General features: G+C 71.3%; 13 protein-coding genes. 3 read left to right on the plus strand and 10 right to left on the minus strand.

Annotation, left to right across the window (positions count from 1 at the left end; genetic code table 11):
* The first annotated feature begins 81 nt into the window (after nucleotides 1-81).
* Together SCAB_RS47650 and SCAB_RS06265 are read left to right on the plus strand one after the other, a co-directional pair.
* Nucleotides 82-225 carry an LPFR motif small protein gene (locus SCAB_RS47650; RefSeq protein WP_020115189.1) on the plus strand — a complete coding sequence of 48 codons (144 nt, stop codon included), beginning with the start codon at nucleotides 82-84 and terminating at the stop codon, nucleotides 223-225.
* Between the two features lie 210 nt (nucleotides 226-435).
* Nucleotides 436-2,820 (plus strand): Tex family protein, encoded by a 2,385-nt coding sequence (locus SCAB_RS06265; protein WP_012999206.1) that lies wholly within the window; start codon nucleotides 436-438, stop codon nucleotides 2,818-2,820.
* 114 nt (nucleotides 2,821-2,934) lie between these two features.
* On the opposite strand, the gene SCAB_RS06270 is transcribed toward SCAB_RS06265, so the two are convergent.
* Both SCAB_RS06270 and SCAB_RS06275 read right to left on the minus strand, forming a co-directional pair.
* Nucleotides 2,935-4,575, minus strand: coding sequence for an ABC-F family ATP-binding cassette domain-containing protein (locus SCAB_RS06270; RefSeq protein WP_012999207.1), 1,641 nt, complete (start codon nucleotides 4,573-4,575; stop codon nucleotides 2,935-2,937).
* Between the two features lie 73 nt (nucleotides 4,576-4,648).
* Nucleotides 4,649-5,677, minus strand: coding sequence for a hypothetical protein (locus SCAB_RS06275; RefSeq protein WP_012999208.1), 1,029 nt, complete (start codon nucleotides 5,675-5,677; stop codon nucleotides 4,649-4,651).
* A gap of 66 nt (nucleotides 5,678-5,743) precedes the next feature.
* Between SCAB_RS06275 and SCAB_RS06280 the strand changes: the two genes are divergently transcribed.
* Nucleotides 5,744-6,694, plus strand: a complete 951-nt coding sequence (locus SCAB_RS06280) for an NAD(P)/FAD-dependent oxidoreductase (RefSeq protein WP_012999209.1) — start codon at nucleotides 5,744-5,746, stop codon at nucleotides 6,692-6,694.
* A gap of 69 nt (nucleotides 6,695-6,763) precedes the next feature.
* Here the strand turns inward: SCAB_RS06280 and SCAB_RS06285 are convergent, their stop codons facing one another.
* From SCAB_RS06285 to SCAB_RS06320, 8 genes are all read right to left on the minus strand, one after another.
* A complete protein-coding gene (locus tag SCAB_RS06285) occupies nucleotides 6,764-8,488 on the minus strand; it encodes a BCCT family transporter (protein ID WP_012999210.1) in 1,725 nt (574 codons plus the stop codon).
* A gap of 83 nt (nucleotides 8,489-8,571) precedes the next feature.
* Nucleotides 8,572-8,868, minus strand: coding sequence for a hypothetical protein (locus SCAB_RS49215; RefSeq protein ID WP_319184439.1), 297 nt, complete (start codon nucleotides 8,866-8,868; stop codon nucleotides 8,572-8,574).
* A gap of 69 nt (nucleotides 8,869-8,937) precedes the next feature.
* On the minus strand, nucleotides 8,938-9,333 hold the full coding sequence (gene rbsD, locus SCAB_RS06295) for a D-ribose pyranase (protein WP_012999212.1): 396 nt from the start codon (nucleotides 9,331-9,333) through the stop codon (nucleotides 8,938-8,940).
* Between the two features lie 4 nt (nucleotides 9,334-9,337).
* Entirely contained in the window at nucleotides 9,338-10,315 is a 978-nt protein-coding gene (locus SCAB_RS06300) for a ribokinase (protein WP_041668922.1), read from the minus strand.
* Nucleotides 10,308-11,147 (minus strand): ATP-binding cassette domain-containing protein, encoded by an 840-nt coding sequence (locus SCAB_RS06305; RefSeq protein WP_012999214.1) that lies wholly within the window; start codon nucleotides 11,145-11,147, stop codon nucleotides 10,308-10,310. Before SCAB_RS06305 ends, SCAB_RS06300 begins: the two co-directional genes overlap by 8 nt.
* A 12-nt stretch (nucleotides 11,148-11,159) precedes the next feature.
* On the minus strand, nucleotides 11,160-12,119 hold the full coding sequence (locus tag SCAB_RS06310; RefSeq protein WP_012999215.1) for an ABC transporter permease: 960 nt from the start codon (nucleotides 12,117-12,119) through the stop codon (nucleotides 11,160-11,162).
* Nucleotides 12,120-12,126: 7 nt separating this feature from the next.
* On the minus strand, nucleotides 12,127-13,200 hold the full coding sequence (locus SCAB_RS06315) for a sugar ABC transporter substrate-binding protein (protein ID WP_012999216.1): 1,074 nt from the start codon (nucleotides 13,198-13,200) through the stop codon (nucleotides 12,127-12,129).
* A gap of 342 nt (nucleotides 13,201-13,542) precedes the next feature.
* Nucleotides 13,543-14,583, minus strand: coding sequence for a LacI family DNA-binding transcriptional regulator (locus SCAB_RS06320; RefSeq protein WP_078580063.1), 1,041 nt, complete (start codon nucleotides 14,581-14,583; stop codon nucleotides 13,543-13,545).
* Nucleotides 14,584-14,835 lie beyond the last annotated feature (252 nt).

Genomic DNA, 14,835 nt, shown 5'->3' on the forward strand with positions numbered 1-14,835 from the left:
CCCGGTCCAGGCATGAACGGCACGCAGTGCGGTACCCGATCTTTCCTGGCACACCCGGCCGGGAGACGAAAGGGGAAGTACGTGTTCCGTGCCATCGCAGACGTGTTGCGGCAGATCGGTGGGGCCATCGCCACGGTGGTCACGCTGCCGTTCCGGGCCGTCGCCCGGCTCTTCGGCGGCGCGTCGAGTTCGACGCGCGGCGGCGGACGGGCCCGCCGGGCCTGAGAACGGCCGGGCCGAAGACATCCGGAGCCGGACGCGCGCGCCGCGTCCGGCTCCCCCGCGTCCCGGCCCGGTCGCGGCCTGTCGAGTCCGGCCCCGCCGAGACCGGGCCCGTCGAGACCGGCCCGACGAGTCTCACGCCCTGAGCCCCCGCTGTCGTCGCCACCTGCCACAATTGCCGCGCAACCCCAGCGGAGAAGGCGGTACGGGAACGTGACGACACCCGGGTCGATCGAAGTACGGTCCATCGAAGGCAGGATCGCCGAGGAGCTCGGCGTACGGGAGCGGCAGGTCAGAGCCGCGGTGGAGCTGCTCGACGGCGGTTCGACCGTGCCCTTCATCGCCCGCTACCGCAAGGAAGCGACCGAGATGCTCGACGACACGCAGCTGCGCACGCTGGAGGAGCGGCTGCGCTATCTGCGGGAGCTGGAGGAGCGGCGCACGGCGATCCTCGACTCGGTGCGCGAGCAGGGCAAGCTGACGCCCGAGGTCGAGACGCAGATCCGGGCCGCGGAGACCAAGGCGCGACTGGAGGACATCTACCTGCCCTTCAAGCCCAAGCGGCGCACGAAGGCCCAGATCGCCCGCGAGGCGGGCCTCGAACCGCTGGCGGAGGGGCTGCTCGGCGACCCGGCCGTCGCGCCCCTGGCCGCCGCCGCTGCCTTCGTGGACGCCGAGAAGGGCGTCGCCGATCCGCAGGCCGCGCTGGACGGCGCGCGGGCGATCCTCACCGAGCGGTTCTCCGAGGACGCCGACCTGATCGGCGAGCTGCGCGAGCGCATGTGGGTGCGCGGGCGGCTGGCCGCCAAGGTGAAGACCGGCAAGGAGGAGGCGGGCGCCAAGTTCGCCGACTACTTCGACTTCACGGAGCCGTTCACCGATCTGCCCTCCCACCGCATCCTGGCGATGCTGCGCGGCGAGAAGGAGGACGTCCTCGATCTCGTGCTGGAGCCGGAGGAGCCCTCCGAGCAGCCCGGTCCCTCCTCCTACGAGGGGATCGTCGCCCATCGCTTCGGGATCGCCGACCGCGGGCGCCCCGGTGACAAGTGGCTGACGGACACGGTCCGCTGGGCCTGGCGGACCCGGATCCTCGTCCACCTCGGCATCGACCTGCGGCTGCGGCTGCGGACGGCCGCCGAGGACGAGGCGGTGAACGTGTTCGCGGCGAACCTGCGCGACCTGCTCCTGGCCGCCCCCGCCGGCACCCGCGCCACGCTCGGCCTCGACCCCGGCTTCCGTACGGGCGTGAAGGTCGCCGTGGTGGACGCGACCGGCAAGGTCGTGGCCACCGACGTGATCTACCCGCACGTCCCGGCCAACAAGTGGGACGAGGCCGTCGCGAAGCTGGCGCGTCTGGCGAAGGAGCACGCGGTCGACCTGATCGCGATCGGCAACGGCACGGCCTCCCGCGAGACCGACAAGCTCGCCGGTGAACTCATCACCAAGCACCCGGAGTTGAAGCTCACCAAGGTGATGGTGTCCGAGGCGGGCGCGTCCGTGTACTCGGCGTCGGCGTTCGCCTCCCAGGAGCTGCCGGGCATGGACGTCTCGCTGCGCGGCGCCGTGTCCATCGCGCGCCGCCTCCAGGACCCCCTGGCCGAGCTGGTGAAGATCGACCCGAAGTCCATCGGTGTCGGGCAGTACCAGCACGACCTGTCCGAGGTGAAGCTGTCGCGTTCGCTGGACGCGGTGGTGGAGGACTGTGTGAACGGCGTGGGCGTGGACGTGAACACGGCCTCCGCGCCGCTCCTCGCGCGCGTGTCCGGCATCTCCTCCGGCCTCGCCGAGAACATCGTGGCCCACCGCGACGCCAACGGCCCCTTCAGCTCGCGCTCCCAGCTGAAGGGCGTGGCACGGCTCGGCCCCAAGGCGTACGAGCAGTGCGCGGGGTTCCTGCGGATCCGGGGCGGCGACGATCCGCTGGACGCGTCCAGCGTGCACCCGGAGGCGTACCCCGTCGTGCGGCGGATGGTGAAGACCTCCGGGCAGGAGGTGGCGGCGCTGATCGGCAACACCGGCGTGCTGCGGTCGCTGAGGCCGCATGACTTCGTGGACGAGACCTTCGGTCTGCCGACCGTGAGCGACATCCTCAAGGAGCTGGAGAAGCCGGGCCGCGACCCGCGTCCCGCGTTCAAGACGGCCACCTTCAAGGACGGTGTCGAGAAGATCTCCGACCTGGTGTCCGGGATGGTGCTGGAGGGGGTCGTGACGAACGTGGCGGCCTTCGGGGCGTTCATCGACGTCGGTGTCCACCAGGACGGGCTGGCGCATGTCTCGGCGCTGTCGAAGACCTTCGTGAAGGATCCGCGGGACGTGGTGAAGCCCGGGGACATCGTGAAGGTGAAGGTGCTCGACGTCGACATTCCGCGCAAGCGGATCTCGCTCACGCTGCGGCTGGACGACGAGGCGGCGCCGAAGGGGGCGGCCGGGTCGCCCGGCGGGGGTTCACGGCAGCAGCGGGGTGCCCGTGGCGGGCAGCCGCCCCGGCAGCAGGGGCGTGGGGGTGCGCGGCAGGGAGGTGCGGCGGCGCCGCCGGCGAACAGTGCGATGGCCGACGCGTTGCGGCGGGCGGGGTTGGTGGACAAGAAGCGGGGCTGAGTGGTTGGGGGTGCGCTGTCGGGTGCGGGTGCGTGGGGCTTCTCGCGCAGTTCCCCGCGCCCCTGAAAAAGGCAGGGGCTTCGCCCTCTGCCTTTTTCAGCCCGCTCGAGCCGCTCAGCTCTCCGTCACCTTGCCCGCCTCCACCTCCAGGCGCCTGGTGACCCTGACCGCGTCCAGCATCCGGCGGTCGTGGGTCACCAGGAGCAGCGTGCCCTCGTAGGCGTCCAGGGCGGACTCCAGCTGCTCGATGGCGGGCAGGTCCAGGTGGTTCGTGGGCTCGTCGAGGATCAGCAGGTTGACGCCCCGGCCCTGGAGGAGCGCGAGGGCGGCGCGGGTGCGTTCGCCCGGCGAGAGGGTCACCGCCGGACGCAGGACGTGGGCCGCCTTGAGGCCGAACTTGGCCAGCAGCGTGCGCACCTCGGCGGGTTCCGTGTCGGGGACGGCCGCGCAGAAGGCGTCGAGCAGGGACTCGGGGCCGTGGAACAGCCCTCGCGCCTGGTCGACCTCGCCCACCAGGACGCCCGAGCCGAGGGTGGCCTGTCCCGAGTCCAGCGGGACGCGGCCGAGCAGCGCGCCCAGCAGCGTCGACTTGCCGGCGCCGTTCGCGCCCGTGATGGCGATGCGGTCGGCCCAGTCGATCTGCAGCGACACCGGGCCGAAGGCGAAGTCGCCGCGCCGCACCTCGGCGTCGCGCATCGTGGCGACCACGGCGCCGGAGCGCGGGGCCGCCGCGATCTCCATGCGCAGTTCCCACTCCTTGCGCGGCTCCTCGACGACGTCCAGCCGTTCGATCATGCGCTGGGTCTGCCGGGCCTTCGCGGCCTGCTTCTCGCTCGCCTCGCTGCGGAACTTGCGGCCGATCTTGTCGTTGTCGTTGTTCGCCTTGCGCCGGGCGTTCTTGACGCCCTTGTCCATCCAGGAGCGCTGCATCTGGGCGCGGTCCTGGAGCGCGGCCTTCTTGTCGGAGTACTCCTCGTAGTCGTCGCGGGCGTGTCGGCGGGCGGTCTCCCGCTCCTCCAGATACGCCTCGTATCCGCCGCCGTAGAGGTTGATCCGGTTCTGGGCCAGGTCGAGTTCGAGGACCTTGGTGACGGTGCGGGTGAGGAACTCGCGGTCGTGGCTGACGACGACGGTGCCGGCGCGCAGGCCGGACACGAAGCGTTCGAGCCGTTCCAGGCCGTCCAGGTCGAGGTCGTTGGTGGGCTCGTCGAGGAGGAAGACGTCGTAGCGGGAGAGGAGGAGCGAGGCGAGTCCGGCGCGGGCGGCCTGCCCGCCGGAGAGACCGGTCATCGGCTGGTCCAGGCCGACGCCGAGGCCGAGGGAGGCGGTGACCTCCTCCGCCCGCTCGTCCAGGTCGGCGCCGCCCAGGTCGAGCCAGCGCTCCAGGCTCACCGAGTACGCGTCGTCGGCGCCGGGCGCGCCGTCCACGAGGGCCTGGGTGGCCTCGTCCATCACGCGCTGGGCCTCGGCCACGCCCGTGCGCCGGGCGAGGAACTCGCGTACGCTCTCGCCCTCCCGGCGCTCCGGCTCCTGCGGCAGGTGGCCGACGGTCGCCGTGGGCGGGGACAGCCGCAGCTCGCCCTCCTCCGGCGGGAGCAGCCCGGCGAGCAGCCTGAGCAGCGTGGACTTGCCCGCGCCATTGGCACCGACCAGCCCGATCACATCGCCGGGGGCGACGACGAGGTCGAGCCCGGAGAAGAGGGAGCGGTCGCCGTGGCCGGCGGCGAGGTTCTTGACGACGAGGGTGGCGGTCACAGGGGGCGATCCTAACGACAGGAGGGCGGGACCTCCCAGCCGCCTCGGGGGCGGGGCCGCCGCCCGTGGGCCCTCATCGCGCCATCGGTTCCACGAGGACCGTTCCCGCGGTGCGGGCGACGATGAACGATTCCCCCTTCACGGCCTTGGGGTCCAGGCCGATGCGGTGCCGGCCGGCCGGGAGGATCCCGTCGAAGAAGCGATAGGTGTGGGGGCGGTACAGCCGGTCCAGGCGGTAGGCGGTGAGCTCCACCCGGCAGGTGGAGGTGATCTCGATGCCGGCCTGCCCTCCGGCGGCGACGAGACGGGTCAGGCGGCGCTGCTGCTCGGGGCTGCGGTCGAGGGCGTGTTCGATCTGGGCGACGAGCAGCGGAATGATCGGGGCCAGTCCGTCGACGTAGGCGACCGTGACCCCCGCGCGGTCGAAGGCCAGCCGTACGGCGGCGCGGTCCGCCTCACGGACGGCCCGGCCGAAGACCACCGCCCCGTAGGCGCGCAGTTCCTCGTCGGGCACGCCGGTGGCGTCCTGCGCCAGATCGGTGCCGATGCCGATGGCCCGCAGCGCGGCGGCGAGCCGGGCGAGGACGGCGACCCGGGCACCGATGAGGAGGACCCGGCGGCGGGCCGAGGGCTCGGCGGCGGACCGCGACAGCAGGGACCGCAACGCGCCGCGGTACTCGGGGCCGTGGAACAGGAAGGGGCCGATGCCCGTGTAGCCGTTGCGTTCGAGGTCGGCCACCTCCCCCGTCTGCCAGGCGAAGTCCCGCCAGACGACGTCCTCGCCGGCCCGCTCTATGACCGCGGTCACGGCTCCGCAGCCGAGGTCGGCGCATTCGGGGCAGCCGTAGATGACGTGACGGCCGTCCGTCAGGGGGGCGTCGGCCTCCAGGAGCAGGCCGTGCACCTGGGCGGTGAAGATCGAGGGCGGCACGTCGGAGGCGAGGGGGGAGACGGCGTCGAGGTCGGAGAGCTGGAACAGCAGCGGGCGCCCGTCGACGATGAAGTCCACGAAATCCCGGTGCACTTGGTAGTCACCGTTGGCGAGGACGCCACCGGCTCGCATCGCCGGTGCCAGGCCGAAGGTCGCGTACTCGGCAGACATGGTGTGAGTATCCCCACAAAGCGATACTTGTGCGCACGGCGGACCATATTCCGTTAACGTCCCCGCGTGACCCATGAATCGAACAGCGAGGTGATCGTGGTCGGCGGCGGGGTCGTCGGTCTCACGACGGCCGTCGTCCTGGCGGAGGCCGGCGGGCGGGTCCGGATCCGGACGCGGGAGCCCGCGGAGCTGACGACGTCCGCCGTGGCGGGCGGACTCTGGTGGCCCTATCGGATCGAGCCGGAGGAACTGGTCGGCGCGTGGGCGCTCACCACCCTGGCCGTCTACGAGGAGCTGGCGGCCCGGTCCGACGAGACGGGCGTACGCATGGTCGAGGGCGTACACGGCGGGACCCGGCTGGACGGACTGGGGGCATGGGCCTCCCGGGTGGCCGGGCTGCGGGCGGCGACGGCCGGTGAGTACCCGGGCGTCGGGCTGTGGGCGCGGCTGCCGCTGGTCGACATGCCGGTCCATCTGCGGTGGCTGCGCGAGCGGTTCGTCGCGGCGGGCGGCGTGGTGGAGTCCCGTACGGTCACGGATCTCGCGGCGGTCGACGCGCCGGTCGTCGTCAACTGCACCGGGCTGGGCGCACGGGAGCTGGTGCCGGACCCCTCCGTACGGCCGGTGCGGGGGCAGTTGGTCGTGGTGGAGAACCCCGGTGTCACCACCTGGCTCACCTCGGTCGAACACTCCGGGTCGAAGAGCACGTACTTCATCCCGCAGCCGGACCGTCTGATCCTCGGCGGCACGGCGGAGGAGGACGCCTGGTCCCTGACTCCGGACCCGGTGGCGGCGGAGGAGATCGTGCGGCGGTGTGCGGCGATCCGGCCCGAGATCGCGGGGGCAAGGATCATCGAGCACAAGGTGGGGCTGCGGCCCACCCGCCCGGCCGTGCGGCTGGAGCGCGAGGTGCTGCCGGGCGGGCGGGTGCTGGTGCACAACTACGGTCATGGCGGGGCGGGGGTCACGGTGGCGTGGGGGTGCGCACGGGAGGCGGCACGCCTCGCCTCCGGGTGACCGGCCCGGGCGCGGGCGCGCCGCGCGGGCGGCCGCGATCCGTTCGCGTCCGCCCGCGCCCCGCCCTTCTCAGGGGGCCCGGTGGCCGATCGGGTCGCCCTCGATCTCCGTTCCCTGCCCCGGGCCGACCCTGATCTCGAACTCCCCGTCGTAGCGCTTGTGGCCCTCGATGACCGCGAGCTCGACCGCCTCGGAGGCCATCTCCTCGCGGACGATCACCGAGTCCCGGCGCAGGTCGCGCATGAGCGCGACACACATGCCGATCATGACGAGGACGAACGGGGCCGCGGCCAGGATCGTCAGGTTCTGCAGGCCCGTGAGCGCGTCGCCCTGGCCGCTTCCGACCAGGAGCATGATCGCGGCGACGGCGCCGGTGAGGGCACCCCAGAAGACGACGACGAAACGGCCGGGTTCGAGCGCTCCGCGCTGGGAGAGCGTGCCCATGACGATCGAGGCGGCGTCGGCGCCGGAGACGAAGAAGATACCGACGAGGATCATCACGAGCAGACTGGAGACCGTGGCGGCGGGGAACTCGTGGAGGACCGCGAAGAGCTGGCCCTCCGGCGTGGCCTTGTCACCGAGCCGCCCCTGCTCCTGGAGCTTCATCGCCGTACCGCCGAAGACGGCGAACCAGACGAGACTGACCGTGCTGGGGACGAGGATGACGCCGCCGATGAACTGGCGGATGGTGCGGCCGCGGCTGATCCGGGCGATGAACATGCCGACGAAGGGCGTCCAGGAGATCCACCACGCCCAGTAGAAGACGGTCCAGCTGCCGAGCCAGTCGGCCACGCCCTGGCCGCCGGACGCCTCGGTGCGGCCCGCCATCTGGGCGAGGTCGCCCAGGTAGGCGAAGGCCGAGGTGGGCAGCAGGTCGAGGACGAGGATGGTCGGGCCGGCGACGAAGACGAAGACCGCCAGCAGCAGCGCCAGCACCATGTTCGTGTTGGAGAGCCACTGGATGCCCTTCTCCACACCGGACACGGCGGAGGCGACGAAGGCCAGGGTGAGGACCGCGATGATGCCGACGAGCAGGCCGGTGCCCACCTTGTCCATCCAGTTCAGCTCCTTGAAGCCGGAGCCGATCTGGAGGGCGCCGAGGCCGAGGGAGGCCGCCGAGCCGAAGATCGTGGCGACGATCGCGAGGATGTCGATGACCCGGCCGACCGTGCCGTTCGCGTGCTTCTCGCCGATCAGCGGGGTGAAGACGGCGCTGATGGTCTGGCGGCGCCGCTTGCGGAAGGTGCTGTAGGCGATGGCCAGGCCGACCACCGCGTAGATCGCCCAGGGATGCAGCGTCCAGTGGAAGAGGGTGGTCGCCATCGCCGTTTCCATGCGCTCGCCGGAGCCCCCGGGGTTCGTGCCCGGCGGCGGCGAGGTGTAGTGGGCGAGGGGCTCGCTCACGCCGTAGAACATCAGACCGATGCCCATGCCGGCGCTGAACATCATGGCGACCCAGGAGACCGTGCGGAACTCGGGCTTCTCGCCCTCGACCCCCAGGTGGATACGGCCGTAGCGGCTGACCGCGAGCCACAGGGCGAAGATCACGAAACAGGAGGCGGCCAGCATGAAGGCCCAGCCACCGTTGTGGATCAGTCCGCTCAGCATCTTGCCGCTGACGGTTTCGAGCGAGTCGGTCCAGATGGCGCCCCAGAGGACGAAGGCCAGGGTGAGTGCCGCCGTCACGCCGAACACGACGCGGTCCGTACCTGGCCGCCCGCCGCCGGAGAGGCCCGCTTCCGAGCCCGGAAGCGCGCCTCCCCCGTGGTGGGTGGTGTGTTGGTCGTGCGTCACAGGTGGAACCTTTCAAGAGTGGCTGGAACTGAACCTCTCCTGCCCAGGAACGCCTATCACATGTGACCTCGACCCTTTCTGTTTCAACCGGTCGTGTCGGGCACTCCCTCCGTCAGGCGGTACGGCGCGCTCTCGTCGAGCAGCAGCGGCACGAGCGCACTGCCGCCGGCGCCGTCGCCGCCGGGGCGTACGCGGACGGCGTGCAGGGCCGGCTCATCGGTGCCGTCCTCGTACTGTTGTGCGGTGGGGCGGTAGCCGCAGAAAGTAGGCCCCTGGCCCCGGCGGCCGAGGCCACAGCGAACGGGGCCCGCTACAGGGCCCGGGTCCGCACGGTCCGCGGTCGTCGTACTCGCCGCGCTGGCGGCGGTCGTCGAGGACAACCAGAAACGCCGCCCCGACCACACGGTCCTCCGCCCTCCAGGTCCGGCCGCCCGTCACGCGGGCGGTGGTCACGGGGTGAAGGGGACCCCCGCACGGAGGAGCACGTTGGCGTAGAAGGTGTCCTCGCCCGTCCGTACGGCGAACTTGACGTCCCGGACCCTGGCCTTGAACTCGTCGTGGTCGATGGGTTCGGGGTCGAGTCCGAAGGAGCGCAGGCCGGTGTGGACGGCGGGGTTGACCTCGCGGATCTTGTCGGTCACCCAGCTGTGCTCGACGACGATCTCGTCGAGCACGGTCTGGACGACGTCCAGGAACGGGGCTTGGCCGTACCGGTAGCCGAGATCCACGACGGGGGTGCCGGGCGCCAGGGGGAGCCCGGCGTCGCTGATCACGAAGGTGTCGGTGTGGCGCAGACCGGCGATCAGCCCGGCCAGCCCGCTGTGGATGATGCCGTTGCGCTGCACGGGTTCAGTCCTTTTCGATAGGGGGTGTGGTGGCGGCGAGGGCGCGCAGCGTGGCCAGGTCGGCGTACTGCTGGGGCGCGCCGGAGACCCGTACGGCCATGGAGCCCGCGGCGATGCCCAGGCGGGCGGCGTCCAGGAGCGAGTCACCGGCGGCGAGCCGGGCGGCGAGCACCCCGGCGAAGGCGTCACCGGCGCCCGTGGTGTCCACGACGGTCGCGGGGACGGCCCGGAGCGCGGTGGAGACGCCGTCGGCGTCGGTGACGACCGCGCCCGCCTCGCCCAGGGTGGTGACCACGGCTTTGGCGCCCCGGGCGCGCAGCGCGTCGTGCGCCCTGCGTAGGGCCGCGGTCTCCGGCGCACCCTCCACCTCCTCCGCCGCATCCGTCGCCGACCGGCCTGACACCACCGCCTGTTCGTGCTCGTTCACGATGAGCACGTCACAGCGGGCGATCAGGTCGTCGGGGAGTTCGGCGGCGGGGGCGGCGTTGAGGAGGAACCGCCCCCGGCAGGCGTCCGCCGCGCGGCGGACGACATCCAAGGGGATCTCCAACTGGGCCAGTACAACGGACGCTTGAGCCCCGAGCCCCTCGGTGGGGTCGCCCTCGGACGGCCACTGGTGGTTGGCGCCGGCGACCACCACGATGGTGTTGTCCCCCGCCGCCGTGGTGATCCACGCGGTACCGGTCTCGGCACCGGACACCGCGGTCACCGCGTCGACGTCCACTCCGCCGGCGACCAGCCGGGCACGGGCCCGGTCCGCCTCGGCGTCCTCGCCCACCCGGGCGATCATCGCCGTACGAACACCTCCGGAGGCCGCCGCGGCCGCCTGGTTGGCGCCCTTGCCGCCGAGGGTGACGTACGCGGTACGGCCGAGGACGGTCTCGCCGGGGGAAGGGAAGGCGTCGGCGACGACGACGTGGTCGATGTTCACCGAGCCGATCACCACGACCTGGGGTGACACACCCGGCACGGCCTCAGGCATGCGCGTCCCCTTGCACGGCCCCGGTGATCAGGCCCACCAGCTCGTCACCCGTGGTGGCGGAGACGGTTCGCCGCGCGGCGGTCCGGCCTCGGCGCAGTACGTACGCGGTGTCGGCGACCCGGAGCACCTGAGCCATGTCGTGGCTGATCAGCAGCACGGTCACCGACGCCTCGCGGAGCCGGGCGATGAGCTCCTCCACGGCCGCCGTCTCCCGGACGCCCAGGGCCGCCGTCGGCTCGTCCATGATGACCAGGGTGCGACCCCAGTTGGCCGCGCGGGCGATGGCGATGCACTGCCGCTGACCGCCCGACATCCGCCGCACGGTGGCCCGTACGTTCGGCACGTTCACGTCCAGCCGGGACAGGATGTCGCCGCTCTGGGCGATCATGGACTTCTTGTCCAGCACCCGGAACGGGCCGAAGCCGCTGGTCAGTTCGTGGTTGAGGTAGAGGTTCTGCCAGACCGTGAGGTCCTCGATGAGGCCGAGGGTCTGGTACACCGTCTCGATGCCCAACTGCCGGGCGTCGTCGGGGGAGTGGAACCGTACCTGCTCGCCCCGGAAGCGGATCTCGCCCGCGTCCTGCGGGTGCACACCGGTCAGACAGCGCACCAGCGTGGACTTGCCCGCGCCGTTGTCGCCGAGGAGCGCGGTGACCTCGCCGGGAGCGAGCTTCAGGTCCACGCCCTGGAGCGCGTGGACCGCGCCGAAGGACTTGCGCAGCCCGGTGATCTCCACGAGCGGGGAGACGACCTGACCGGCCGAGGCGGCGCTCTGGTTGGCGGCCGGGGCGGCGGCGGATGTGCCCGTCACACGGGCCGGAGTGTCGGTCATGGCTGGCTTCTCCTACTTCTGGAACCGGGAGATGAAGGCCGCGCCGAGTACGACGGTGCCGACCGCGATGGGCTGGTAGTACTGCGAGATGCCGAGCAGGGTGAACCCGTTGATGAGGCTCTGGAGCAGCAACGCGCCGGTCACCGTGCCGAACACGGAGGCCTTCCCGCCGAACAGGCTGGACCCGCCGAGGACCACCGCCGCGATGGAGCTGAGCAGCAGGTCGGTCTGGAGGCTGGGGTCGGCGCCGCCCGTGCGGGCCACGAACAACACGGCCGCAACCCCGCAGGCCAGCCCGGAACTCGCGTACGCGATCAGCCGGATCCGGTTGACGTGGATGCCCACACCCCGCGCGGCCTCGATGTTGCCGCCGGTCGACAGCAGATAGGTGCCGGTACGGGTGCGGTAGAGAAGGAAGCCCACCAGCGCGGCCACCACGAAGGCCAGTACCCAGAACCAGCGCACCGGACCGATGCCGTCGATCGCCAGCGCGCGCAGGAAGTCCGAGTTCACGGGGACGGTGTTGCCGCTGGTCAGCAGCAGAGTGAGACCGCTGACCACGGAGAGCGAGCCGAGGGTGACGATGAAGTCGGTCATGTTCAGCCGGGCCACCAGCAGACCGTTGACCACGCCCACCGCCAGCCCGGCCAGCAGGGCCAGGACGATGGAGACGGTCAGTCCCCAGCCGTTGGTGTACGCGTACCCGAGGACCGCCGCCGACCAGGGCAGGTTGGAGCCCACCGAGAGGTCGATACCGGCGACGGTGACCACCAGCTGCTGGCCCATGGCGAGGACCAGCAGGATCGAGGCCGACACCAGCAGGTCGCTGATGTTGGACGTGGTGAGGAAGTCGGGCGTGGCGATGAAGAAGACGAGGAACACCACGCCCAGCCCGATCGGGGCGGCGTAGCGTGCCGCCGCCTCGACCGAGAAGTCCAGGCCGAAGCGGCCCGGCGCCTGAGTGTCAGCCATGATCAGATCACTTCCCGGCCGAGAGCGGGTTTTCGAACGGAACGAACGGCTGCGGGGCGGAGCTGGTCGCCTTGTCCACGTTGGTGGCGTCGATCAGGGCGATCGGGGCGACGATCCGGCTGGGCACCTTCTTCTTGGCGACCAGGTCGATGCAGGCCTGCACGGCCAACTGGCCCTCGGCGTACGGGTACTGGGAGATCGTGCCGCTGAGGGTGCCCGCCTTGACCGCCTCCAGCGCGGCGCTGATGCCGTCCACCGAGATGATGGAGACCTTGCCGGTCAGACCGGCGTTGCGGACCGCCTGCGCGGCACCCAGACCCATGGTGTCGTTGGCGGCGAAGATGCCGGTGATCTTCGGGTGGGCCTTGAGGATGGCCTCGGTGACCGTCTGCCCCTTGGCCTGGTCGTAGTCGGCGGGCTGGGTGGCGACGATGTCCAGCTTGCCCGCGACCTTCTCCGTGAAGCCCTTCTGGCGGTTGATGCCGTTCTGCTCGCCGGCGATGCCCTGGAGGATGGCCACCTCGCCCTTGCCGCCCATGAGCTTCAGCAGGCCCTCGCCCGCCTTCTCGCCCGCCGACAGGTTGTCCGAGCCGATGAACGAGGCGTACGACACCCCGGCCTGCTTCGAGGCCTTCGCGTCGATCTGGGTGTCCAGGTTGAGGATCGGGATCTTCTTCTGGGCGACCGGGACCAGCGGGGTGATCACGTTGGTGGCGTTGACCGGCACGACGCCGAAGCAGTTGAAGCCCTGGCCCGCGAGGGTGGAGATCTTGGCGTTCTCACCCGTGCTGTCGGTCTCCGACTTGCCCGCCTGGACCTCCACCTTGACGCCCTGCTTCTTGCCCTCGGCTATCGCACCGTCGCGCAGCGCCGCCCAGTAGGGGTTGGTGAAGTTCCGGGTGACGATGGCGATCTTCGCCTCGCCCGACTTGTCGCCGCTGTCGGAGCTGTCTCCGCCCCGGCCGCAACCGGCCACCACCAGCAGCATCGTCACGGCGGCAGCGGTGGCGGTGGCGGAACGGACTCTGCGTGCGGTGCGGTTGGCGGTGGCGCCGGAGCGGGCGCTGACGTTGGTGTTCATGGGAGTGCCTTTCGTCGCGTCATTGCGTCAAACGGGGTGGGGTGAGGTCCGCGTGGGGCGCGGGGAGCCGCCGGACTTCGAGGCCGGGGAGGCCGGGTCGCAGTCCGGGAGTTCATGGGTCCGGGAGCCTGTAAGTCCGGGACCGGGGGCCGAGTTCGAGGTCGGGGCCAGGTGAGCCCGGGGCCCACGGTGACGGCGTGATCCGTCGTGCGGGTCAGACGGATCCGGCGGAGCAGGCGGGTCGTACGACTCGTACGGGTGTACGCGGCGTGCGAGTCGGGCATCGGTGCGAGCCGGGCGCGCCGTGACCGGTCGCCCGCTCCCACCGCTCACCCGCTGGCGCTATAAGCCCTCGCCGATCATCGAGTCGCCCCCGGTGAGGTCCGGGCAGCCGCAGGAGCCGCGGGCGATCAGAGTGGTGGGGTGGGTGATGCGCCGTACCGGCAGGGCGGGATCGGCGATCTTGGCCAGGAGCCACTGGACGGCCGAGCGGCCCAGCTCGTCGAAGGGCTGCTGCATGGTGGTGAGCGCGGGCACCGTGTACTCGCTGCCGTCGATACCGTCGAAGGCACAGACCGCCACGTCGTCGGGGACGCGCAGCCCCAGTTCGGCGGCGGCTCGAAGGACGCCGATGGCCTGCTCGTCACTCGCCACGAAGAGTGCGTCCGGGTGTCCCGCCTCCGCGAGCATCCGCCGTCCGGCCCGGTACCCGTCGGCTCGTCCGAAGGGCACATGCGCCAGTGACGCGCTCTCCGGGTCCCGCCCGGCCTCGACGAGGGCCCGGCGCCAGCCCGCGACCCGGTCGACCGTCGGGTGCACACCCTCCAGCCCGGCGATGCACCCGATCCGCTCCCGGCCGTGACCGAGCAGATGGGCGGTGGCCTGGTACGCGCCGCCCTCGTTGTCGGTGAGCACCTGCGTCGCCCCCGGCAGGTCCAGCTCGCGGTCGAGCACCAGCCGGGGCACGGTCTGGTCGGACAGCTCCGCGACCCAACTGTGCGGGCCGTGGATCGGGACCACGATGAGCCCGTCCACCTGCCGGTCGAGCAGGGTCCGGATGTACGTCGCCTCGCGGGCGTCGTCACCCATCGCGTTGCCCAGCAGCATCGTGTAGCCGGAGGCGAAGCCGACGTCCTCGATGACGCGGGCCAACTCGGCGAAGAAGGGGTTGGAGTTGTCGGGCACGACCAGCCCGAAGGTCATGGTCCGCGAGGTCTTCAGGGACCGGGCCACCACGTTGGGGCGGTAGCCGAGCTCGTCTATCGCCGCGAGGATCCGCTCGCGGGTGGCGGGGGCGACCTTGCGGGGGCCGTTGTTGAGGACGTAGCTGACCAGGGCCTCGGAGGTGCCCGCCAGACGCGCCACGTCACGGCGAGTTGCCATCGGACCCTCCTTCGGCTCGGGGCTGCGTTCTGGAACATCAACTCGTGTTGTCAACACGAGTTGATTCGGTTGCGTTGGATGAATATCGACTGCCGATCCACCGATGCGCAAGAGGTTGCCCGAAATCCTTTGGTAAAGAGTTCGAAACCCTGCTTTGCAGGTCAAACTCGGGCGTCACCTTGATCGCCATCTCAACGATCACCTGGTCAGCGCCTTGATCATCACGGCGGGACGTGTACGTCGAGGACCCTC

The organism is Streptomyces scabiei 87.22, from assembly GCF_000091305.1.
GTDB classification, from domain to species: Bacteria; Actinomycetota; Actinomycetes; order Streptomycetales; family Streptomycetaceae; genus Streptomyces; species Streptomyces scabiei.

Excerpts from the sequence above, each read along its gene's own strand:
- SCAB_RS06320 (WP_078580063.1), bottom strand. The coding sequence starts at position 14,583 with ATGGCAACTCGCCGTGACGTGGCGCGTCTGGCGGGCACCTCCGAGGCC.
- SCAB_RS06305 (WP_012999214.1), bottom strand. The coding sequence starts at position 11,147 with ATGACCGACACTCCGGCCCGTGTGACGGGCACATCCGCCGCCGCCCCG.
- SCAB_RS06300 (WP_041668922.1), bottom strand. The coding sequence starts at position 10,315 with ATGCCTGAGGCCGTGCCGGGTGTGTCACCCCAGGTCGTGGTGATCGGC.
- SCAB_RS06275 (WP_012999208.1), bottom strand. The coding sequence starts at position 5,677 with ATGTCTGCCGAGTACGCGACCTTCGGCCTGGCACCGGCGATGCGAGCC.
- SCAB_RS06315 (WP_012999216.1), bottom strand. The coding sequence starts at position 13,200 with ATGAACACCAACGTCAGCGCCCGCTCCGGCGCCACCGCCAACCGCACC.
- SCAB_RS06310 (WP_012999215.1), bottom strand. The coding sequence starts at position 12,119 with ATGGCTGACACTCAGGCGCCGGGCCGCTTCGGCCTGGACTTCTCGGTC.